Raw genomic sequence first — 22325 nt, 5'->3', positions numbered from 1 at the left:
CAAAAAATAAGCTTATATTTGGTTGATATAAAAAATCAGAAAATAACTATAAAAAAATGAAGAATTTAGTAGGAATAGACCGAAACAAAGCCGAGAAATTAGTTGTAGAACTAAATGTTTTATTGGCCGATTACGAAATATTTTATCAAAATTTAAGAGGGTTTCATTGGAACATTAAAGGAAAGCAATTCTTTGAACTGCACGAAAAATTTGAAGAATTTTACAACGATGCCTTTGTGAAAATAGATGAAATCGCAGAACGTATTTTAACACTAGAAGGCGAGCCGCTGCACACTTACACAGATTACCTTAAAACCACCGAAATAGAAGAAGCAAAAAGTATTACAGACGGTAACAAATGTGTAGAGGTTATAGTAAATAATTTTTCAACACTTATTACAAAAGAGCGCCTTATTTTATCTATAGCAGCAGATGCAGACGATGAAGGAACGGTAAGCTTAATGAGCGATTATATTTCTGAAACAGAGAAAACCCTTTGGATGCTAAACTCTTATTTAAAATAATTATAAAGACCCCAAAAATAAATCCATAATGCTACTTTGTATTATGGATTTAACTTAAAGCTAAAACTTATTGCCAATAATTAATAACAATCGTTTCTTAGGTTAAATCTTAAAATGAAGTAAATAAGCAAAGACCAATTATGCATGAACTTGCTGCAGCTTTTATTTTTTTATTTGCTGTTATTGATCCAATAGGCTCGGTACCTGTTTTTATTGCTGCAACAAAAGAGTTTAACGAAAAAGAAAAAAGACACATTGCTTTTAAAGCTGTTCTAGTGTCTGCCTTAATACTTCTATTTTTTATTGTTGTAGGAGAATTGATTCTTGATGCAATTAACGTTTCTTTATCTTCTTTTCAAATTGCTGGAGGAATAGTACTTTTTCTTTTTGCTTTAACCATGATATTTGGAGACAGCAAACCAGAGGCAGAAATAAAAACCATTAAAAACACAACCGAAATCGCTGTTTTCCCTATGGCTATGCCCTCAATAGCTAGCCCTGGTGCGATGCTGGCAGTGGTGTTGCTAACTGAAAATTCAGAATACAGTATATGGCAACAGTTTCAATCTAGTTTAATCTTAATGGGGGTTTTAATTATGGTTTTAATTTTATTGTTATTAGCTACTAAAGTGCATAAAATAATAGGTAATGCCGGAGCCAGTGTTATTAGTAGGGTAATGGGCTTGATTATGTCTGCAGTTGCCGTTGCAAATATTATAGATGGAATTAAAATATCTTTTAATTTGGGGTAAGCTTGTTGTATGCTTTAATCTAGCGTTATTTTATTAAACAATTTTTAGGTTTGTTAAAATGCCTTTTAATTAAAATTTTTAGATGTAAATATTTTGGACAAAGATAGCCTTAAATAAATACCTTTTACAAAACGCAACAATGTAACGTATAATGCTCACCGATTCAACAACCATTTTTATGCTAGAAATAGTGTATTTACTAATTTTAATTTTAGTAATTGCTCAGGTTTTATTTGATACAAGAAGCAGCGTTAAGGCATTAGCTTATGTCTTGTTTATTGTTTTTGTTCCTTTTATTGGAATTCTTTTTTATTTTTCATTTGGTATTAATTACAGGAAAAGAAAATTATATACCAAAAAAATAACAGAGAACGAATCGCTTAGAAAAGATATTAGAGACAAAATGAACGCTTACTCCATATCTATTAGCAATTCAGGATTAATTTCGCATAACCATAAAAATTTAACAGAATATGTTCGTCGTTCGGCTAGTAGTCCATTAACAGTAAATAATAATGTTAAATTGCTTATAAACGGCGACACTAAATTTCCTGAAGTTCTTGAGGCGATAAATAATGCCAAATCTCATATCCATTTTGAATACTATATTTACGAAAACGATATAACAGGCAAAACCATAGCAGATTTGTTGGCAAAAAAAGCCAAACAAGGTGTCGAGGTGCGTTTTATGTACGACGATTTTGGAAGCCATGGCTTAAAAAAGCCTTTCCTAAAAAAATTAAAAGATGCCGGTGTGCAAACAGTACCCTTTTATAAAATTAGATGGTATGCCCTGGCAAACCGATTAAATTACCGAAACCACAGAAAAATAATTGTTATTGATGGTAAAGTAGGATTTGTTGGTGGTATAAATATTAGCGACAAGTATAGAAACGATTTACAAGCTAAAAACCCTCTGTTTTGGCGCGACACCCATTTAATGATAAAAGGACAAGCAGTAGCTTATTTACAATACTTATTTATGTGCGATTGGAATTTTTGCAGTAACTACAAATTTACCTACAGTAAAAAGTACTTTTTTGAAAGCCTACAAAACCAAAAAATGGATAACGATGTGGTGCAAATTGTAGCCTCTGGACCAGACAGTAAACAACCAGCTGTATTCTACTCAATACTTAAGGCCATAAGTTCTGCCCAAAAAAACATATATATTACCAGTCCGTATTTTATACCCGGAGAGAGCTTAATGGATGCCCTAATTATTGCCATACAAAGCGGATTAGATGTTAAAATATTAGTCCCTGGCAAATCCGACTCAAAACTAGTAAGTACAGCAGCTAACGCTTATTACACAGAGTTGCTCGAATATGGTGCAAAAATATATAAATACAACAAAGGTTTTATTCATGCCAAAACCATGGTTATCGACAATAATTTGTCTATTATAGGTTCTGCAAATATGGATTACCGAAGTTTTGAACTTAACTTTGAGGTAAATGCAATAGTCTATGGAGAAAAAATAGCAAAACAACTAACAGAGGTTTTTATCAACGATCTAAAAGCTTCAACACAAATACAGCTAGAAACTTGGCTTAACAGGCCCAAATACATTCGTTTATGGGAAAAGGGCGTTAAACTATTATCACCATTCTTATAGTGCTTAAAACACGAGAGTAGCAAATATTGAAGAAACATAAAACTTAAAAACCAATACCATGGATTTTCTACAACAATACAAGCAAGAAATAATATTTAGCATAGTAATACTAGTAGCCATTTTACTTTTACGCCTATTAACAAACAAACTACATAAATGGCTTGTTAAAGAAAAACAAAGAAAATTCCCCGGAGACCCGCAAAAGCCTCTAAATGTATTAAAGCGCATCTTAAATACCTTATGGGTTGTTTTAGGCTTAATGGCAATTGCATACCTTATTGTAGATGAAAATAGCCAAAACACCCTTGCCGACGATTTTAAAACCGTACTGCACATAGGCGTGGTCTTGTCTTTAACCGTAATTGCCGCCACAACGGCCAATATGTGGTTTAAGTACGATATTAAGAAAAAGATTGAAAACAAACACGATCCTACCAGTTTCCAATTTTTAAGATATGTTGTACTTGTAAGCATTTATTTTGGGGGTTTAATGCTTTGCCTTTTGGCCTTTCCGTCTCTTAAAGGTGTGGCGCAAACCGCATTGGGAGGCGCCGGTGTTATTGCGCTTATAGTAGGTGTTGCTTCGCAAGAAGCATTGTCCAACCTTGTAGGAGGATTATTTATAATAGCCTTTAAACCTTTTAGAATAGGAGACCTGGTAAAAGTAACAGACACCATGATTGGCAGAGTAACAGATATAACCTTACGCCATACGGTAATAAGAAATTTTGAAAATAAAATGATAGTTATACCCAATGCCGTTATCAATAAAGAAAAATTGGTTAATTACGATTTGGATGAGCTAAAGTGCTGCGAGCTTATTGAAATAGGAATATCGTACGATAGCGATATAGATATGGCAAAAAAAATAATGCAAAACGAATGTGAAAGCCATCCTTTAATTCTAGACAATCGTACAGAACAAGACAAGCAAGAAGGCAAACCCATAGTAAAAACAGCGTTAACCGAATTAAACGATTCCTCAATGACCATTAGGGCCTGGGCCTGGGCAAGCAGTTATGCCGATAGTTTTCAGCTAAAAACAGATGTGTTGGAAAGTATAAAAAAACGTTTTGATAACGAAGGTGTAGAAATACCGTTTCCTTACAGAACCATTGTCATGAAAAATAATAAAGAAGCAACAAAACAATGATTAATGCAGAGCAAGCACTAAAAGAACGTATTAAAGAGCTCACCTGTCTTTACGAGGTATCGTCAATTATAGGCGATACCAGCCAAGATTTAATTCAAGATACATTAAAGGCCGTGGCTCTCAGTTTAAAAAAAGCATTTCAATTTCCAATAAAAACTGTAGTTACCTTTGTTTTGGATAAAGTTGTTGTTTCCAGCGATGCGCAACTTAACAACGAATTGAAAATTCAATCTAATATCAAGGTTTTTAATAAGGTTGAAGGCCTGCTAATTGCAGAAATTACCAGTTCCAACACTAAAGAGCTCAATTTTTTAAAAGAAGAACAACAGCTGCTCGACAATGTTGCACTAAAGGTTGGAAACTTGCTTGAGCACCTAGAGATTAAAAAAAGAGAATCCTGTTTAAAAAGGCAAATGGAGCACGCAGACAGGTTAAGCATTTTGGGCGAGATCACAGCAGGAATTGCCCACGAGCTTAACACACCACTAGCCAATATTTTAGGGTTTGCAGAATTGCTGCGAACAGATTTAAAAAGCAACAAAACCGCATTAAAAGATTTAGATAAAATAATCCAGAACACTATTTTTTCCAGAGAAGTCGTTAAAAAGCTCATGTTTTTCGCCTGTAAAATGCCCCAAGAAATACAGTGCGTAAATATTATTCCCAATATTAAAAACGCCATAGATTTATTGGATGCCACTTTTAGAAAAGAGCAGGTAAAACATCTGGTAAAGATTAAAGACGACGCCTTGTGGTTACGTGCAGACCCCGTTCAATTCACACAAATAATCTTTAATTTATTAATGAACGCCATATATTTTTCGCCCAAAGGCGGTCTAGTGGTTGTCGAAGCACTTCAAACCCAAAAAGATATCATCCTTAAAATATCAGATCAAGGCGTAGGGCTTTCGGCTGAAGCCTTAGACAAAGTGTTCCAGCCCTTTTTTACAACCAAACCCATAGGCGAGGGCTCCGGGTTGGGGTTAAGCGTGGTGCACGGTATTGTGGCCTCCCATAAAGGCACAATAACCGCACAAAACAACCCAGATAAAGGTGCTATATTTACAATAACTTTACCAAAGCCTTAATTATGCAATTGCGCAAAGAAAACATATTGATTGTTGACGACGATGTAGATATACTAGAACTATTACATCGGCACTTACAATCTTGGAACTACCATACTTTTAAAGCCGTTTCGGTAAAAGAAGCCGTAGCCATCTTGCGGGATACCAAAATAGATTTATTGATTACCGATTTGAAAATGCCTGAAATTGACGGCTCCGAGCTTATAAAATTTGTATCAGAACATTACCCCAATATGCCAAAATTGGTCGTTACCGGTTACCCTTCGGTGCAAGATTCTTTAGCGGCAATAAAATCTGGTGTAGCAGATTATTTAACCAAGCCTTTTACTAAAGATGAGTTAAAAGAAGCGCTTACTAATTCGCTTTTAATTCCAAAAAATAAACACAAAAAAGAGGTTGGTATTTTAAAAGAAAAGCCCAAGCAATATGGTGATATTATAGGGAATTCAGAAAAAATCAACCAAGTTATCCAAATCATCGAAAGGGTAAAAAACAACAAAGCTACTATTTTTATTAAAGGCGAAAGTGGTACAGGAAAAGAGTTAGTAGCTCGTGCCATACATTACCAAGGCAAGTTTTCAAGAGCACCTTTTATTGCAGTAAATTGTGGCGCTATTCCAGAAAATTTATTGGAAGCCGAATTGTTTGGGTATGTTAAAGGTGCTTTTACCGGTGCCGATACCAATAGAGATGGGTTTTTTCAGGCAGCTCATGGTGGTACCATTTTTTTAGACGAAATAGGCAACGCCTCACTCGCAGTGCAATCTAGATTGCTGCGCGTTTTACAAGAAAAAGAGGTTGTTAAAGTTGGAGCATCAAAAGCCGAAAAAATTGATATAAGAATTATTGCCGCCACCAATAGCGATTTACAAGACATGATACAAAAACAAACCTTTAGAGAAGATTTGTTTTACCGCTTAACAGTTGTTGAAATTCATGTTGCACCGCTACGAGAAAGAAAGGACGATATACCATTGTTAGTAGATAAGTTCCTTTTTAAATATGGGGTTGAGTACAAAAATCGGTTTGTAAAAATAACGCCCAATGCCTTAGAAATTTTACAGCGTTATAATTGGCTAGGTAATATTAGAGAGTTAGAAAACGTGGTGCAACGTGCTGTAATAATGAGCGATAATACAATAGATGTAGAGCAATTGCCAGAGCATTTAAAATATAGTTTTGATTTTTCAGAAGACAAACTACTTCCTCTTAAAGTTATCGAAAAAAAATACATCGAAAAAGTTTTGCGCGCTACCGGAAATAATAAAACAAAAGCTGCAGAAATTCTTAAAATCGATAGAAAAACCATCCGTCAAAAACTCTCTGAATAGCATCTTTTTTTACTGGTTCATTTTTAACCAACCGGGTAATTTTGTACCAATTACGGTTTGTTCTTATTTAGCTTACTGCATTTAAATTCCTTATAAACAAAGGGCTATACTGTTTAATGTGCTTCCTGGGTATGTTTTGGCACATACCTTGTTCTAACTACACTAATATTGATGAAAATTGTTTTTTATGGATACTAATTACTCTAATATTTGCCCAAGTTGTGCACACAAAAACTATTGTGTGCTAACGGCCCAAAAAGATAAGGTTTGGTCTTGTAGTGAGTTTGAGCAGGTTCGCTTTAACGAAAGGCATCAAAAACACACACAACACTCCGAGTTTAAATTACAGTTGGTATAAGCAATAAAATGCAAACAAGGTTTTCAAGTTTATAAATACCTCAGCCAGAAAGGCTGAAAAACATTAGAAAACCCTTGCATTAATAAATAAGGGTTTTAAAACACTTGGCCAAATTTAAACAAGAAAAACAAAAACAATAAACACAGACAATCACAAAAAAATAACCAATGGCGCTAACCGCGGAAAAAGAAGTAGTTAAAGAACAGACAGTTTGTGGTATGATGGATAATGTTATGCAGCAATTTAACAAAGCTGCAGAACAAATCGATTTAAACCCGAACATAAAAAAAATCTTAAGCATAACCAATAACGAGATTGTTGTTAATTTTCCTGTAAAAATGGATAACGGCGAGGTAGAGGTGTTTAGGGGTTACAGGGTGCAGCACAATAATGCCTTAGGGCCATACAAAGGCGGGTTGCGTTATCACCCAACCGTAGATATTGATGCCGCCAGGGCTTTGGCAATGTGGATGACTTGGAAAACCTCGTTGGCAGGATTGCCCTATGGTGGCGGAAAAGGAGGCATTCAGTTAGATCCGATAAAGTATTCTAAAGCCGAATTAGAACGTATTACAAGGCGCTTTACATTTGCTTTGGCAGACAATATTGGGCCAGAGCACGATATTCCTGCCCCAGATGTAAATACCAATAGCCAAACCATGGCGTGGATAGCAGATACGTACATGAGTACGCGTCCGCCGGCAGAACGTAGTGCAAATCAGCATGTTGTTACAGGAAAACCATCGGGTAGTGGTGGTTTGCAAGGGCGAGACAGGGCAACAGGTTATGGCGTTTACTTAACCATTAAATTTTGGACAGAGAAGAAAAACACAAGCCTTAGCGGTAAAAAATTTGTACTACAAGGCTTTGGTAATGTAGGCTATTGGGCAGCCCATTTTTTAGAGAACGATGGCGCAATATTAGTGGCCGTTCAAGATGCTTATGGTAGTATAGAAAACCAAAACGGTATTGCCGTTGAGAGTCTTTTTAACTATACCCATGCCAATAAAGGGAGTATTGTTGGTTTTCCTGATGCCAAAGCAATGCAAGACAAGGCTTTTTTTGCCACCGATTGTGATATCTGTATCCCAGCAGCTTTAGGAAACCAAATAACCAAAGATAATGCTTCGCAAATTAAAGCTTCTGTAATTGCCGAAGGTGCCAATGGGCCAACCAATGCAGAAGGCGAAAAGGTGTTGCTAGATAAAGGCATAGCCATAATTCCAGATATACTTTGTAATTCTGGAGGGGTTATTGGAAGCTATTATGAGTGGCTGCAAAACCGAAACGGTGAGCTTTGGCAACTGGATGAGGTTATGGCTAAACTAGATAAAAAATTAAAAGAATCTTTTAACAAAGTTTACGAATATTCTGAGAGGCATGCTTTAGATATGCGTACTGCGGCATATTGCATTGCTATAGCACGAATAGAAAAGGCATATACAGAAAGAGGGATATTTCCTTAAAAATATAAAATAATACAAAATGAAGTACGGAAGTTTAATATTGGAAAAGAAGGAGTATGTGTATTTAAAGCGCATACTTAATATATCGGGATACGTAGGAGATTTCAATACCCAAAAATCGTTGCAAGAATTAACCAAACAACTTAAAACAGCCCATATATTGGATGAGAGCGAAATGCCAGAAGATGTTGTACGCTTTAACTCTAAAGTTAATGTGGTGTCAGATAAAGGGTGGGAAAAAACACTGCAAGTTGTTATCCCTATGGAGAAAGACATGAAACAGGATAAAATATCAATTCTTACACCAATGGGATCTGCACTTTTTGGGTACTCCAAAGGTGATACCATACTTTGGGATTTTCCCGCAGGCAAACAACAGCTAAAAATAGCCAATGTGTGTCAAGAAGAAACGTATAAAGGAATAGATTTAATTGTATAAAATTTATAGATATGCAAACTCAAAATATTAAAATATTCAATAATGATTTAGATCTGGATGTTACGCACAAAATCAATACCATAGAACTAGATAATTGGATTAATCATCTTAAATATATAAAAAAAGAATTAACCAATCTTGTAAACTTGTGCAATACAGAGTTAAGCTTGAAATTAAAGAACGATAAGGTGTTAAAGCGACTTGAAAAAAAAGAAGTTGAAAACGAAACCTTACTTAATGCCCTAAACCGGTATGTGGTTTCCAGAGCTCATATTAGAGAGTGCGAAGATACACAGTGCGATATGGTTTACATTACAGAACACGAAAGTTACAGAAAAAGCTATTTATACCATTTAAATAAATACAGAAGATTTAAAAACGATTTTTTAAAAAAAAGTACAAGGTTAGTTTACGCTTAAATAAACAGCAAAACATTACACTTTAAATGTGCATAAATCAAAATTTAATAAAGCATCAATAAAATAATTTAAAACACAATTTAAAATTTTTAGAATTTTTTTCTCTTAGGAGTTTTAACAAGTACTATTATTCTGGTTTTGTTATCATTACTAAGTGCCTCTTAAAAAGCACACTGGTTGGTTATTAGTGTTTAAGTTTTACATGTTAGTTAATAAGAAACCTCAGTAAAACTTAATATTTTTTGATGATTGTCGCAGGTTTCTTATGTTTTAAGTAGTTAAAGGCTTCACGTTTTCGTGAAGCCTTTTTAATTTAAAGCCAAAATTTTTAACATACAACCATGTAACAATATGCCAGTAAGCAAGTCTTAATAAAAACGACTAACACATTAATTTTGTAATTTTGTTCTACAACAATACCAATATCATGGATATTAACAAAAATGTCGAGTCGCCTTTTAAGCTAAAAATCAGTTTCGATAAGCTCTTGCAGCATTACAAGAATTTCACAAAAAGCACTAATGCGCATCGCGCAGCTAAAGCCAAACATATAGTAACAATAGCCAACACCTACCCAGAACTAAAAAAAGGGTTTAGCGATGCTGGGATATTAAAAAAAAGAGAAAGGGAAATTAACGAAATCCTAGAAGATGCTTTTAACCCAATTCTAACCAAAAACGAAATAAAAACAGCTTCCATACCATTTCAAAATTTAATTTTTAATGCTTCAGAACGCTTTAAAAACATTATTAAAGCAGCTGGTAAAGATTTTAAATTAGAAATTAAAAACATGCCCAAAGACGACACCTACATTGTTGCATGTACACTTATTTTAGATTTTTATTATGGCTATAATTTAAACTTTAAGCGCCCGTTTTATTACGAAATCCCAGATGCCCATGGCATAACGCGCTTTTATAAAATACTGTATAATGCCGATTTTACAGAAATTGTGCCCAATACAAATGCACCAAAAATTACCCAAAAAGATTATGACGAATTATTGGATAATTTTGAAAACATTGCCCTTTGGAAAGAAAAATTCCCACCAAACAGTTACACTTTCAAAGGCTTCGTGATTTCAAATATTTTTGATGTTACAGACGATCAATCCATATCAAACGTCAAATCCAGCCTTATTGCCGACGATAAAAGAAAAGATGTAGATTTCATGAACGGTTTCCATGAGATTTTTAGATCGCTATTTGGAATAAACGACCTTAAAGTCGGGTTTTCAATTTACAATAAGGAAGATGGTATTTTTGAGCGTGTTTATGGCGCGGGCATGAAAAGCTACTTGCTTGGGCAACACGAACATGAAAAATGTACAAATGCCCTGTGTAGATGGTCCTACAATAGATTGTTGAAAGAAAAAAAATACTTTTCAATATCAAACGTTAACAGGGTTTTTAATAAAGTTAAAACAGGAGTACCTCACATTAAAAGTTTGCACGACCAAGGAATAAAAAGCGCTGTTTTTGCACCTATTGCAAACGATAGCGGAGTAATGGGCATTTTAGAAATTGTATCCAGCAAACCTCAAATGCTTAACAGTATAAATGCCAATAAACTGGTTGATGTAATGCCTTATATAGTAACTGCGGTAGAGCGCTCTAAAAACGACGAAGAAAATTTAATCGAGGCCATCATACAAAAAGAATGCACCTCCATCCACCCAAGTGTGCATTGGCGTTTTGCCCGCGAAGCCAGAGATTTTATAAAAGCCGAAATGAAGGGGGAGCAGGCTGCCTTTAAAAAAATAGCATTCCAGAATATTTATCCGCTTTACGGTCAAATCGATATCAAAGGCTCATCAAAAGCCAGAAATCAAGCTACAAAAAAAGATTTATCATTGCAGCTAAGTGCCGTAAAAAACATTTTCTTAAAAGCCTCGAAAGTTGAATCATTGCCAATTTACCAACAATATATCTATCAAATAAACAACTGCTTAACAGAGCTTAACGACGATTTTAAAGTAGATAGCGAACAGCAGATTTCAGATTTTCTAAATCAAGAAATAGCAGATGTTCTAAAACACCTAAGTTCCATCGCAGCGTTAAAACAGGCCATCGACTCGTATTTTGGTAGTATTGACAGTAAAGTAAAGGCTTTATATAACCACAGAAAAGATTTTGACGATTCCATTGCACTAATCAACAAAGAAATGGCATCGCTTTTAGACAAAAAACAGGAAGAAGCCCAAACTATGTACCCGCATTATTTCGAGCGTTTTAAAACCGATGGTGTAGAGCATAACATGTATATAGGGGAATCTATCACAAAAGAAAAAAACTTCAATCTTATTTATTTGTACAACCTGCGCCTATGGCAATTACAGGTTATGTGCGAGTTGGAAAACGCATATTACCAAATGCGGTCCAGACTGCCAATTAACTTAGATGTGGCATCTATGATTTTGGTGTTCAACCAACCGCTATCTATTAGTTTTAGGATGGACGAAAAACAGTTTGATGTAGATGGTACTTACAATGCACGCTACGAAATTGTAAAAAAACGCGTGGACAAAGCTTATGTAAAAGGCAGTACAGATCGCGTTACACAAAAAGGGAAAATAAGCATTGTGTATTCGCATAAACAAGACGAAATGGAATACCTGCGGTACATTAGGTTTTTACAATCTAAAAACTATTTGGATACCGATATTGAAATTGTTGAGTTAGAAGATTTACAGGCCATTACAGGTCTTAAAGCCATTAGGGTAAGCGTGCTGTACCATAAAAACAAAGCAGATAAATCTTTCTACACCTATAATGATTTGATGAAAACGATTAAAGCTTAAACCAAATAATCCGTATCAAAAACCATATTTGGCCTGTGCTCTAAAAGTGTTTCAAAACCTATAATGTCTTTTAAATCCTTTTTGGGTTTGTGTATTTTAAACGAAACAATAAACGCAATTACAGATATAACCATACCCAACATAAAAATGGTATAGGTGGTTCTTAAAATCCTGTACTTTCGGTCCAGTACTTTTCCTAGAAAATAAAGGTCTTTTGTTAGCGAGCTGTAAACATACTCTTTATCTTTTAGCAATTCGGTTATGGCCCATTGGTACTCTTCTAATTTCATTTTATGAAAATTACCAAAAAACGTTAGATTTACTCGTTTTTGCTCAACATCTTCTTTGGTAAACTCGCCACTGGTTACATTGGGCCTGGTGGCGATTATGGACAATATCATTGAGATAACACTCGATACAACAAAAATCAGGGTAGGGTATATAAGATAGCTATTTGATGGACTGTCTAATTTTGAAATTAAATTGGAGAGCACCAAAGAAATTATTATGGCGTTAACAGATAGCAAAATGTTGGCCTTGGTATCGGCAATATCACTTAATTTAATATGGTTTCTCAATGCCACCCTATAGAACGTTTGAATGCCTCGTTCAGGGCTTTCGCTTTTATATTGTGCTTTGTATTTAGCTTTTAAGTCTTCGGTATTAAGCTTTCTTTTTCTTTTCTTTTTGGTTTTTATAAGTTTGGCAAGGTTTTTTTCCTTTCTGGCTTGCCAGTTTTTTAGTGCGTAATCGGTAAAAAACTCATGTTTTTTTGTGAGCACTTTTATGTTTTCGCTTACCCATTCGCTTGGAGTGTAAGTTGCTATGCCTTGTATTTCGAGTTCTTTTCTTAAAAACTCGCTCGCTTCGTTAAAATATTTTTTGCCAAAATGCGACGAGTCTGCATCTCTAATTATTTTACCAAGTTTGGTTTTAGGCGCATCTGTGATTTTTGTGGCCATAATGCACTCGGTAACCCCTTTAATGGTGGTCGTGTTGGCACCTTGCTCTTTTAAAAAAGCAGAGGCTATTTTAACACTTTCTTCCTCGTGCCCTGTTCTGGTTTTGGTGTATCCGGTATCATGCAATAAAGCCGCTAATTCTAGTATTTCGGCATCTTTTTTAGTAACGTTGGTATTTTCAATAATCTCTCTGGTGCTTCGTAAAACACGATTGGTATGGGTGTAATTATGATAGATAAAAGACTGGTCCAACTCGTTTTTAAATAAGTTAAACACAAAGTCTTCAGTATTTTTAATCAATTCAGACATAGCTCGGTTTTTAATAAAAACCAAAGTACTAAAAAAATAATTAAACAAGATATGTACGGTTTTTTTTTAGATGTAATTTAATGCCAAAAAAAACGACTATATTTAGATTGAAAAGCACTTTGTGTTAATTAAAATAAATTAAAAAAACAAAAGGAAATCTTATGGTGATAACTTGGAAAGACGTTATTAACTTTTCGGTAAACGGAAACCCAACTCCAGATACGCGTGTTGAAAAAACAGACACAGAATGGCAAGCGCAATTAACCCCAGAGCAATTTAGGATTACAAGACAAAAAGGCACCGAGCGCCCGCACAGCGGAGCACTTTGTAGTACACACGATGCTGGCAAGTACAACTGTGTGTGCTGCAATACGCCTTTGTTCGATTCTACAATTAAGTTTAATTCGGGCACGGGTTGGCCCAGTTTTACACAACCTATTAAAGAAAACGCTATTAAGTACGAAAAAGATACGGCTTTTGGTATGCTGCGCGTCGAGGTGATGTGCAATACGTGCGACGCCCATTTAGGGCACGTTTTTCCTGATGGTCCAGAACCAAGCGGGTTGCGCTACTGTATCAATTCAGAGTCGATGCAATTAGAAAAAGAATAGAAAACGAAGTTTAATTACATGTTTTTTTATTTTAAAAAAGATAGCTTTCAGTTCATTAAAAATAAAAAGAAGAAAAATTATAAATGAATAATAAAAATATACAATTAGCAACGGTTGGCGGCGGCTGCTTTTGGTGTACCGAAGCCGTTTTTCAAGAAATAAAAGGTGTGGAAAACGTGGTGTCTGGTTACTCCGGCGGTAAGGTTCCGGGGCATCCAACCTATCGCGAGATTTGTTCGGGTTTAACGGGGCATGCCGAAGTGGTGCAAATTACCTTTGATGCCAATATAATCTCCTATAAAGATATATTGGTCATTTTTATGACCACGCACGATCCCACAACTTTAAACAGGCAGGGCGCCGATAGAGGCACGCAATATCGCTCTGTGATTTTTTATCATAATGAACAACAAAAAGGAGTTGCCAAAACGGTTGTTAAAGAAGTAGCCGTGTATTACGAAAACCCCATAGTTACTGAAGTTTCAGCCTTAGATATGTTTTATGAAGCCGAGGCAGCACATCAAAATTACTATCAAAATAACAAAACACAAGGCTATTGTAGTTTTGTTATTTCTCCAAAATTGGCTAAACTAAAAAAGCAACATGCCAATAAATTAAAATAGAAAAACAGTATAGCTCGCTTGCACATAAATTTATTATATAATAACCCAAATAAATGGATAGAAAAACTACAATAGGGTTTGGTGGTGGTTGCCATTGGTGTACCGAAGCCGTGTTTCAATCTTTAAAGGGTGTTTATAAAGTAGAACAGGGCTATATCGCATCATTTGATGAAAATGATGCGTTTTCAGAGGCGGTTATTGTGCATTACAATCCAAATGAAATCCCGTTAAAAGTTTTGATTGAAATTCATTTACATACGCATATGAGCGCATCAAATCACAGTATGCGTTACAAATATCGGTCGGCAGTTTATACCTTTGCTAAATCGCAAGAAAAAGAATCAAACCATATTATTGAACGTTTACAGAAGCATTTCAATGGAAAATTGATAACAGCGGTTTTGCCATTTTCAAGGTTTAAAGCATCGCGGGAGGCCATTCAAAATTATTATCATAAAAACCCAAACAAACCTTTTTGCGAAACCTTTATCAATCCTAAGCTAAAGTTGTTATTAAAGCAGTTTTCAGCATATACCAACCCAAGTAAACTAAATCATTTAATTAAAAATGAACAAAAACAAATTAATGAAGTTTCCATATAAAGTAATTACCAACTTAATACTCGTGTTATTTTTTAGCGCATGTGCAACTCACAAAGCACAATATGCTAATGGAGAGGTTAATAAAAATCAATTACCCAATAAAGAAATTGACAAAACCTTTTATCTAATAGGAGATGCGGGTTGGGCACCTCAAGGAGAACTTTCAAAAGGGTTAAAAGCTTTTAAAAGCCACATTTCAAATAAGGTTACCAAAGGAGATTATGCACTTTTTCTAGGAGATAATATTTATCCTTCAGGTCTGCCTTCAAAAAATCATAAAGGACGAACAAAGGCTGAAAATGCTTTAAACGCCCAAATAGAGGCTGTCAAGGATTTTAAAGGAGAAGTGGTTTTTATTCCCGGAAACCATGATTGGTATTCCAATGGATTAAAAGGATTGAAGCGTCAAGAAAAATATATTGAAGAGGCCTTGGGAAAAGACACGTTTTTACCAGAAAACGGCTGCCCGCTTGAAAGCATAGACGTTAGCGAAACCATCCAGTTAATAATTATTGATACCCAATGGTATCTGGAAAACTGGAACCACAACCCCACAATTAATGATGAATGCGAAATAAAAACCAGAGCGCGATTTTTTGAAGAAGTTCAGGGCGAATTAAAAAAAGCACAAAACAAAACGGTTGTATTTGCTATGCACCATCCCATGTACACCAACGGTATTCATGGTGGGCACTACGCTGCATCAAAGCATATTTATCCAACTCAAAAAAAAATTCCTCTTCCCTTTATTTCATCCTTATTGGCGCAGGTAAGAACACAAGGTGGCGTGTCTATTCAAGACCGCTATAACGAGCGCTACCACAAACTTATGAGCAGATTGGAGACCATGACCTTAGATGCAGATAATGTTGTTTTTGTATCGGGGCACGAGCATACCATGCAATACATTGAAAACGAATCGATAAAACAGATTGTTTCCGGTTCTGGCTCAAAAGAGTCGGCGGCAGCTTTGGGTAAAAACGGTTTGTTTTCTTATGGGAAACAAGGTTTTGCCGAATTTGTGGTTTTTAAAGACGGAAGCAGTTGGGTTAGGATTTACGGCGAAGAAAACGGACAGGCAAAATTACTGTTTCAAAAGGAAGCGATAAAAGCTAAACAAGGTTTTGATGCTTCCAGCCTTCCAGAAAGCTTTCCGCAAGAAGTTGAGGTGTCTATTTACTCCAAAGAAGAAACCGAAAAAAGCGGTTTTTTTGAATCGGTTTGGGGCAACCATTACAGAGATATATACAGCACAAAAATAAAAGCCAAAGTAGCCACCATAGATACGCTTTATGGCGGATTGCAAGTGGTTAGAAAAGGTGGTGGCAACCAAACACGCTCACTGCGATTAAAAACAAAAGATGGAAGAGAGCTTAACATGAGAGCACTCCGTAAAAGTGCAACACAATATTTACAAAAAGTGCTTTTTAAAGATACATATATTCAAGATGAATTTGAAAAAACCGAAGTTGAAGGCCTTATTTTAGATTTTTACACAGCGGCACATCCGTATGCATTTGCTGTGGTTCCAGACCTTTCTCATGCCGCCAAGATTTACCATCCCAATCCAAAATTATTTTTTATACCAAAACACAAAGCATTGGGTAATTACAATAATGAATACGGAGGTGAATTATACTTGATTGAAGAACGTCCCGAAGAAAATTATTCGGGTAAAAGAAATTTTGGGTATGCCGATGACATTGAAAGCACACACGATATTATTGAAAAAGTGCGTAAAGACGAAAAATATAAAATAGACGAAAACGCCTTTGTAAGAGCACGCCTTTTCGATATGCTTATAGGCGATTGGGACAGGCACCAAGACCAATGGCGTTGGGCACAGTTTGATATGGAAAACGGCGACAAATATTACAGGCCAATTCCTAGAGATAGAGACCAAGTGTTTTCTAATTTTGATGGTGCTTTGCTGGATGTGATGAAATTTATTTCGGGTTCAACCAAACAACTTCAGGTTTATGATGAAGAGTTAAAAGATATTGGATGGATGAATAGTGCCGGCATAAAATTGGACCGTGTGCTTATTCAAAAAGCCGATAAAGCAAAGTGGCTAGAGCAAGCTAAATTTTTACAAGAACAAATTACCGATGAGGTTATTGAGGTGGCTTTTTCAAAAGTGCCGGAAAGGGTCCAAGATGAGACCCTTAAAGAAATTAAACAAAAACTAAAAGGAAGACGAGCCAACCTACAAGATATAGCCACACGCTATTACAATCATTTAAACGCGCTGGTTATTTTAACAGGAACCGATAAGGACGATTATATTGAAGTTACGCGTGCAGCAAACAACCAAACCCACGTTAAAATTTCGCGAATTAAAGATGGTAAAAAAGCAGACCTTTTGCTCGATAAAACCTTTGATAAAGCCCTAACCAAAGAAATCTGGATTTATGGGCTTGATGATAATGATGTTTTTGAAGTTACGGGAAAAGCCAGCAACCTTATATTTACAAGATTGATTGGCGGCCAAGGAAACGATACGTACATTATTAAAAACGGCAAGCGTATTAAGGTTTACGACCATAAATCAAAGCCCAATACGGTAAAAGAAAATAAAGGTGCTACAATTAAATTTACAGATGTTTACAATTTGAATCTCTTTAACTTCAATAAAAAAATAGTAAAAGCATCTACCCTAGCACCAAGTTTAGGCTATAATCCAGACGACGGATTTCAATTGGGAGCGTCTTTTGTAAAAACGGTAAAAGGTTTTCAGCGCAATCCGTTTTCGCAGCAGCATCGTTTTAAAGGTGGCTATTTTTTTGCCACCAAAGGATTCGCACTGCAATACAATGGCGAATTTGCAAATATTTTTCAGGATTGGAATTTACATGTGGCAGGTAAGTTTACAACTAAAAATTTTACAAATAACTTTTTTGGCTACGGAAACGAAACTACAAATAACAACAGCGATTTAGATTTTAACAGGGTTAAAACCAGTATTATAGGGGCTAAAATAGGGGTGCTTAAAAAAGGGAGTTTTGGTAGTGATTATGGTTTTAGAACCCTTTTTGAAGCGATTGAAATTGACGAAACACCAAATCGTTTCATCTCTAATTTTGCTCCAATTATAAATACCGATTTTTATAAAAGACGTTTTTTTGGAGGTTTAGAGGCAGAGTACAAATATAAAAGTTTTGATAATGCCATAAACCCCACCCGAGGCATGAGCTTTTTGTTAAACATTGGCGGAAAAACAGAATTTAAAGAAACCAAAAATACCTATGGATATATAAATTCCAATCTTGGGTTTTATAATGCCCTTTCAACAAACAGGAAATTGGTGCTTAAAACCGATGTGAGAGCCCAAATTAGAATTGGCGACGATTTGGTCTTTTACCAAGCTTCAAACATAGGTGGTGGTAATGGGTTAAGAGGCTTTAGGACCGAACGCTTTACGGGTAACAACTCTTTGGTTGGTAATGCCGATTTAAGGTATAGTTTCCCTTCTTTTAAAACCAGTGTTTTGCCTTTGCAAATAGGTGTTTTTGGTGGTGCCGATGTGGGTAGGGTGTGGTTAAAAAACGAAGACTCTGATAAATGGCACAACGATTACGGTGGCGGATTTTGGATAACAGCAGCTGAAAGCTTATCGGGAACGTTTAACTTTTTTAATAGTAGCGAAGGGTTTAGGTTTTCGTTCGGGTTTGGTTTAAATTTTTAATTTAACCGAAAAACATAAATATTGCCACCTTCTATCCCAGTTCGTTCATCGTTGATCAAAACCGATTTAGAATCGATAAAACAAACACCTTCTTTTTGGGAGTCGTGTTTAAATTCTAACAATTCTAACTTGCCATTAAAAAAATTATCCGAAGTAAAATTGGTTAATTTCCAAAGCTTATCATGGTTTAACAATACTACTGTTTTGCCATCGGCACTTATATCTGCTCCTGTAATTTTGGTTTGTTTTCCTTTAAGTTTAAATTCAGTAATAAAGGTGGCTACATGAGTGCCGATTTTGTTGGGCACCTTGATTAAAATCCCTTTTTTATCAGTTTTGCTAAACATGTAAAAATAGTTGTTGTGCAGAAAAAAAGCTTCAAAATCTTCAGACTTTAATTGGTTTGGTAATTTAAAATGGATAGCTTCTGCGGTACTTTCCTTGGTTGTTTTTTTAGAATTCGAAACTTTATAAATAGTAAAAATCTCTCTTTTTTTCCTGTTGTTGCCAAAGTCCCCAATATAAATATTACCCTGTTTATCTGCTGTTAAATCTTCCCAATCTTTGTTTTTTGCATTTGTTATGGTAATGCTTCTGTCAATATTGCCTTCGTTGTTTAATCGGTAAAGCGTGTTTGGGTTTCCGGCATCTTCAATAGTCCATAAAACATTTTCGCCTTTAATCAATTCTAAGGCAGAGGCTTCTTGCAATTGGCTATCTATATTGGCAACAACTTCTAAATTTCCCGTACCGCACGAGTAAAACAAAAAGCTTAAAATTATAAGTTTTATATAGAAAGATGTGGTTGTCATTTGGTTGTTTTTTTATTCTTTTAAAGGTTTTAGTTTAATGTATCTATATTTTATTTGTCCAATATGCTTGTACCTGTCTTTGCCATATTTTAAGGCATTCCAAAAGGTTTCTTTTTGAATATCTTGATTTTTATATTGCTCCAATACCGCTTCAGAAATCATTAAATATTCGTTACTTTCAATACTGTTTTTAAGTAATTTATGAGCAATTATAATATCTTCGCCAATTAGTTTTATGTTATTCCCCACTTGTGTTTTACCAATGTTTTTACCAAAATGCAGAATAATTTTCAAGCCCAATATTTTTGGAATAAATTGACTTTCTAGTTTATGGCTGTTTTGGGCCATAAGCACTTCTATTTGCTTGTAAAAATCGGTATAAAAAAGTGTGCATTGTTCAACAAGCAATTTAAAAGAGGGCAAATTACCTGTTTTGTAAAACAATATGGCATCGCCTTCAATTTCAGATACTTTAAAACCAATTTCGTTCGAGTAGATAATGTTGTTAAGCAACGCAGGGATTATTTTACTGCTCAACTTAAAATCCACTTTGCTCATAAACTGCGTAAAACCACTAATATCGGGAATACAAATAAGCATAGGTTCTTTTTCCATTGCATCAAAGTTAGCTAAATATAAAAAAAACACGATTTAGAGTTTATAATAATATTAATTTAGCGTTTGTATGGTACAATATAACGTTATAATTATTGGTGGTGGAGCCGCGGGTTTTTTTGCGGCCATAAACATTGCCGAACAAAACCCAAATTTAAAAGTGGCTATTTTAGAGCGCGGAAAAGCGGGTTTGCAAAAAGTGAAAATTTCTGGTGGCGGCCGTTGCAACGTAACGCATGCCGAATTTATTCCAACTGAATTGGTGCAGCATTACCCAAGGGGCGAAAAAGAATTGCTAGGGCCTTTTCATAAGTTTATGACAGGCGATACCATGGAATGGTTTGAAAAACGGGGCGTTAATTTAAAAATTGAAGAAGACGGAAGAGTGTTTCCCGTTAGCGATTCTTCGCAAACCATTATTGATTGTTTTTTAAATGAAGCTAAAAAGCACGACGTTGAAGTGTTGTATAACCAAAGTGTTGTTGGATTGTCTCCTCGAGCGCAGTCGAGAGGTTTTGAGGTTTCTACAAAAGACAGTATGTTTTACTGCGATAAACTATTAATAGCCACAGGAAGCAACCCTAAAATATGGAAGCTTTTAGAAACTTTAAACCATACTATTTCTCAACCCGTACCTTCGTTATTCACATTTAATATTAATGATAATCGCATCAAAAAAATCCCAGGAGTTGTAGCGCAAAATGTAGCCGTAAAAGTGGTTGGGTCTAATTTACAATCTCAAGGCCCATTACTTGTTACACATGTTGGCATGAGTGCTCCGGCCATTTTAAAACTATCGGCTTACGGCGCTTTAGAATTGGCAAAACGCAACTATAAATTCTCAATTGAAGTTAATTTTATAAAGCAATCTTTCGAAACTTGTTTAGTGAATTTAAAAGCATTAAAACAAGCATTAAACAAAAAAACAGTGTTTAAGTTTTCGCAATTCGATTTGCCAAAGCGTTTGTGGCAGCAATTGGTTTTGGCTGCAGATATTTTTGAAACGACAACATGGGCAGATTTGAATAAAAATCAATTGGAAACTTTGGCATCACAATTAACAAAAGCCATTTTTAAAGTGGATGGGAAAAGCACGTTTAAAGAAGAATTTGTTACCGCTGGCGGCATAAATTTAAAGGAAATAAATTTTAAAACCTTTGAAAGCAAGCTGCATAAAAACCTATACTTTGCCGGCGAGGTTTTAAATGTCGATGCCGTAACGGGTGGTTTTAATTTTCAAAATGCATGGACGGGCGCATTTATTGCAGCAACATCGATTTCTAAACATATATAATTTTAATATTATTATATATTTAACATATAAGTTATATATATAATGGGAAAAACAAAAAACCTAATTGAGTTAGACGACTAAGCTATTAAAATTCTTGAAAAGCAAGCAAAGCTCCAAAAGCGATCGTTAAAAAATTATATTGAATATACTTTGGAAGAAACGCCAATGCGTTACAGCGAACCGTCTGAGGAATACAAGGCGATATGGATAGCTTGATTAAACACGATGAAAAAGGCTTGCTACAACTTTATTCTTGGGAAGATATTAAAGCACAATATGGGCGTTAAATCTATCAAGTTTACAATGAGGCTAGAGAAGAATTCCATAAAGCTAAATGTTTTATGGAGTTTAAATGTTTTGATGAAAAATTTTGGATTGCTTTAGATAAGCAATTAAATTTTTATAAAAGAAGTATCCGGAAGCGTTTCAAATACGCTATAAAAACGTTAGAATTAGTACTATGGATAAGTTTAATTATACTATTCATTATGTAAAAAAAACTTATAGAATTCTTATCTATAGGTTTATAAATCAAAAGCAAGATTTTTAAAATGGAAACATATATTACTTTATTAAAGGAGGATTAATGTTGGTGGGCATAAAAAAATACCCATGGCTTAGTTGAGCGAATTGTTTTAAAAAACGGTTTGTAAAATGTTAAAACCTATATTCAAAGTGGGAATGTGATATTGCAATTTTGCTGTTTAAATCTTAACGTATTTAATATCAATTATAAATTTTTTGTATATCCGTTTAATGTCCATTAGCTGTAATGCTAGCAATAACGAGCCTATCAAAGATTCGTTCGCCAAAATATCTTCGATTAAGCTTATAAACAAACTCATTGAGGTAAAGTTGCAGGTA

At 35.0% G+C, this 22325-nt stretch carries 19 protein-coding genes and 1 pseudogene; 16 read left to right on the top strand and 4 right to left on the bottom strand.

The genetic code is table 11. The features are described from left to right. The first annotated feature begins 56 nt into the window (after nucleotides 1-56). From ACFSQS_RS13975 to ACFSQS_RS13925, 11 genes are all read left to right on the top strand, one after another. The gene (locus ACFSQS_RS13975; protein WP_388020241.1) at nucleotides 57-524 is read left to right on the top strand and encodes a Dps family protein; all 468 of its coding nucleotides are present in this window, start codon (nucleotides 57-59) and stop codon (nucleotides 522-524) included. 140 nt (nucleotides 525-664) lie between these two features. Then, a complete protein-coding gene (locus ACFSQS_RS13970; protein ID WP_388020238.1) occupies nucleotides 665-1276 on the top strand; it encodes a MarC family protein in 612 nt (203 codons plus the stop codon). 178 nt (nucleotides 1277-1454) lie between these two features. Beyond that, the gene (cls, locus tag ACFSQS_RS13965; protein ID WP_388020235.1) at nucleotides 1455-2894 is read left to right on the top strand and encodes a cardiolipin synthase; all 1440 of its coding nucleotides are present in this window, start codon (nucleotides 1455-1457) and stop codon (nucleotides 2892-2894) included. Nucleotides 2895-2952: 58 nt separating this feature from the next. Beyond that, on the top strand, nucleotides 2953-4047 hold the full coding sequence (locus tag ACFSQS_RS13960) for a mechanosensitive ion channel family protein (protein WP_388020232.1): 1095 nt from the start codon (nucleotides 2953-2955) through the stop codon (nucleotides 4045-4047). After that, on the top strand, nucleotides 4044-5135 hold the full coding sequence (locus ACFSQS_RS13955; protein WP_388020229.1) for a sensor histidine kinase: 1092 nt from the start codon (nucleotides 4044-4046) through the stop codon (nucleotides 5133-5135). Before ACFSQS_RS13960 ends, ACFSQS_RS13955 begins: the two co-directional genes overlap by 4 nt. A 2-nt stretch (nucleotides 5136-5137) precedes the next feature. Then, on the top strand, nucleotides 5138-6466 hold the full coding sequence (locus tag ACFSQS_RS13950; protein WP_388020226.1) for a sigma-54-dependent transcriptional regulator: 1329 nt from the start codon (nucleotides 5138-5140) through the stop codon (nucleotides 6464-6466). A gap of 187 nt (nucleotides 6467-6653) precedes the next feature. After that, nucleotides 6654-6824 (top strand): hypothetical protein, encoded by a 171-nt coding sequence (locus ACFSQS_RS13945; protein ID WP_388020223.1) that lies wholly within the window; start codon nucleotides 6654-6656, stop codon nucleotides 6822-6824. Between the two features lie 167 nt (nucleotides 6825-6991). Next, nucleotides 6992-8290: a Glu/Leu/Phe/Val family dehydrogenase gene (locus tag ACFSQS_RS13940; RefSeq protein ID WP_388020220.1), complete on the top strand. Its 1299-nt coding sequence runs from the start codon at nucleotides 6992-6994 to the stop codon at nucleotides 8288-8290. A 19-nt stretch (nucleotides 8291-8309) separates the two neighbouring features. Further along, complete coding sequence (locus ACFSQS_RS13935; RefSeq protein WP_388020217.1) at nucleotides 8310-8729, top strand: GreA/GreB family elongation factor; 420 nt, start codon at nucleotides 8310-8312, stop codon at nucleotides 8727-8729. Nucleotides 8730-8740: 11 nt separating this feature from the next. Next, the gene (locus tag ACFSQS_RS13930; protein ID WP_388020214.1) at nucleotides 8741-9148 is read left to right on the top strand and encodes a hypothetical protein; all 408 of its coding nucleotides are present in this window, start codon (nucleotides 8741-8743) and stop codon (nucleotides 9146-9148) included. Between the two features lie 427 nt (nucleotides 9149-9575). Then, a complete protein-coding gene (locus tag ACFSQS_RS13925; RefSeq protein ID WP_388020211.1) occupies nucleotides 9576-11948 on the top strand; it encodes a GAF domain-containing protein in 2373 nt (790 codons plus the stop codon). Here the strand turns inward: ACFSQS_RS13925 and ACFSQS_RS13920 are convergent. After that, nucleotides 11945-13219 carry a Pycsar system effector family protein gene (locus ACFSQS_RS13920; RefSeq protein ID WP_388020208.1) on the bottom strand — a complete coding sequence of 425 codons (1275 nt, stop codon included), beginning with the start codon at nucleotides 13217-13219 and terminating at the stop codon, nucleotides 11945-11947. The two genes, ACFSQS_RS13925 and ACFSQS_RS13920, sit on opposite strands and share 4 nt — an antisense overlap. A 164-nt stretch (nucleotides 13220-13383) precedes the next feature. On the opposite strand from ACFSQS_RS13920, the gene msrB reads away from it, so the two are divergent. From msrB to ACFSQS_RS13900, 4 genes are all read left to right on the top strand, one after another. After that, entirely contained in the window at nucleotides 13384-13830 is a 447-nt protein-coding gene (gene msrB / locus ACFSQS_RS13915) for a peptide-methionine (R)-S-oxide reductase MsrB (RefSeq protein WP_388020590.1), read from the top strand. Nucleotides 13831-13913: 83 nt separating this feature from the next. Continuing rightward, complete coding sequence (gene msrA, locus ACFSQS_RS13910) at nucleotides 13914-14453, top strand: peptide-methionine (S)-S-oxide reductase MsrA (protein WP_388020205.1); 540 nt, start codon at nucleotides 13914-13916, stop codon at nucleotides 14451-14453. Nucleotides 14454-14506: 53 nt separating this feature from the next. After that, a complete protein-coding gene (locus ACFSQS_RS13905) occupies nucleotides 14507-15055 on the top strand; it encodes a peptide-methionine (S)-S-oxide reductase (RefSeq protein ID WP_388020202.1) in 549 nt (182 codons plus the stop codon). Next, on the top strand, nucleotides 15021-18740 hold the full coding sequence (locus ACFSQS_RS13900) for a metallophosphoesterase (RefSeq protein WP_388020199.1): 3720 nt from the start codon (nucleotides 15021-15023) through the stop codon (nucleotides 18738-18740). The genes ACFSQS_RS13905 and ACFSQS_RS13900 overlap by 35 nt, the downstream gene beginning before the upstream one ends. Here the strand turns inward: ACFSQS_RS13900 and ACFSQS_RS13895 are convergent. Further along, complete coding sequence (locus ACFSQS_RS13895; protein WP_388020196.1) at nucleotides 18737-19552, bottom strand: hypothetical protein; 816 nt, start codon at nucleotides 19550-19552, stop codon at nucleotides 18737-18739. The genes ACFSQS_RS13900 and ACFSQS_RS13895 overlap by 4 nt on opposite strands. Nucleotides 19553-19564: 12 nt before the next feature. Further along, nucleotides 19565-20167: a DUF2652 domain-containing protein gene (locus ACFSQS_RS13890; protein WP_388020193.1), complete on the bottom strand. Its 603-nt coding sequence runs from the start codon at nucleotides 20165-20167 to the stop codon at nucleotides 19565-19567. A gap of 70 nt (nucleotides 20168-20237) precedes the next feature. Between ACFSQS_RS13890 and ACFSQS_RS13885 the strand changes: the two genes are divergently transcribed. Then, nucleotides 20238-21461, top strand: coding sequence for a BaiN/RdsA family NAD(P)/FAD-dependent oxidoreductase (locus ACFSQS_RS13885; protein ID WP_388020190.1), 1224 nt, complete (start codon nucleotides 20238-20240; stop codon nucleotides 21459-21461). A 753-nt stretch (nucleotides 21462-22214) separates the two neighbouring features. Here the strand turns inward: ACFSQS_RS13885 and ACFSQS_RS13880 are convergent. Beyond that, nucleotides 22215-22325: pseudogene (locus tag ACFSQS_RS13880) on the bottom strand (IS1595 family transposase); the annotation flags it as partial.

This window comes from Gelatiniphilus marinus, from assembly GCF_042684345.1.
Taxonomy (GTDB): domain Bacteria; phylum Bacteroidota; class Bacteroidia; order Flavobacteriales; family Flavobacteriaceae; genus Gelatiniphilus; species Gelatiniphilus marinus.
The sequence above is the reverse complement of the archived record's forward strand: the minus strand, read 5'-3'. Positions and strand labels throughout refer to the sequence as shown.

What these genes read in the sequence shown, in the direction of transcription:
- ACFSQS_RS13975 (WP_388020241.1), top strand. Translation starts at nt 57, where the DNA reads ATGAAGAATTTAGTAGGAATAGACCGAAACAAAGCCGAGAAATTAGTT.
- ACFSQS_RS13970 (WP_388020238.1), top strand. Translation starts at nt 665, where the DNA reads ATGCATGAACTTGCTGCAGCTTTTATTTTTTTATTTGCTGTTATTGAT.
- cls (WP_388020235.1), top strand. Translation starts at nt 1,455, where the DNA reads ATGCTAGAAATAGTGTATTTACTAATTTTAATTTTAGTAATTGCTCAG.
- ACFSQS_RS13960 (WP_388020232.1), top strand. Translation starts at nt 2,953, where the DNA reads ATGGATTTTCTACAACAATACAAGCAAGAAATAATATTTAGCATAGTA.
- ACFSQS_RS13955 (WP_388020229.1), top strand. Translation starts at nt 4,044, where the DNA reads ATGATTAATGCAGAGCAAGCACTAAAAGAACGTATTAAAGAGCTCACC.
- ACFSQS_RS13950 (WP_388020226.1), top strand. Translation starts at nt 5,138, where the DNA reads ATGCAATTGCGCAAAGAAAACATATTGATTGTTGACGACGATGTAGAT.
- ACFSQS_RS13945 (WP_388020223.1), top strand. Translation starts at nt 6,654, where the DNA reads ATGGATACTAATTACTCTAATATTTGCCCAAGTTGTGCACACAAAAAC.
- ACFSQS_RS13940 (WP_388020220.1), top strand. Translation starts at nt 6,992, where the DNA reads ATGGCGCTAACCGCGGAAAAAGAAGTAGTTAAAGAACAGACAGTTTGT.
- ACFSQS_RS13935 (WP_388020217.1), top strand. Translation starts at nt 8,310, where the DNA reads ATGAAGTACGGAAGTTTAATATTGGAAAAGAAGGAGTATGTGTATTTA.
- ACFSQS_RS13930 (WP_388020214.1), top strand. Translation starts at nt 8,741, where the DNA reads ATGCAAACTCAAAATATTAAAATATTCAATAATGATTTAGATCTGGAT.
- ACFSQS_RS13925 (WP_388020211.1), top strand. Translation starts at nt 9,576, where the DNA reads ATGGATATTAACAAAAATGTCGAGTCGCCTTTTAAGCTAAAAATCAGT.
- ACFSQS_RS13920 (WP_388020208.1), bottom strand. Translation starts at nt 13,219, where the DNA reads ATGTCTGAATTGATTAAAAATACTGAAGACTTTGTGTTTAACTTATTT.
- msrA (WP_388020205.1), top strand. Translation starts at nt 13,914, where the DNA reads ATGAATAATAAAAATATACAATTAGCAACGGTTGGCGGCGGCTGCTTT.
- ACFSQS_RS13905 (WP_388020202.1), top strand. Translation starts at nt 14,507, where the DNA reads ATGGATAGAAAAACTACAATAGGGTTTGGTGGTGGTTGCCATTGGTGT.
- ACFSQS_RS13900 (WP_388020199.1), top strand. Translation starts at nt 15,021, where the DNA reads ATGAACAAAAACAAATTAATGAAGTTTCCATATAAAGTAATTACCAAC.
- ACFSQS_RS13895 (WP_388020196.1), bottom strand. Translation starts at nt 19,552, where the DNA reads ATGACAACCACATCTTTCTATATAAAACTTATAATTTTAAGCTTTTTG.
- ACFSQS_RS13890 (WP_388020193.1), bottom strand. Translation starts at nt 20,167, where the DNA reads ATGGAAAAAGAACCTATGCTTATTTGTATTCCCGATATTAGTGGTTTT.
- ACFSQS_RS13885 (WP_388020190.1), top strand. Translation starts at nt 20,238, where the DNA reads ATGGTACAATATAACGTTATAATTATTGGTGGTGGAGCCGCGGGTTTT.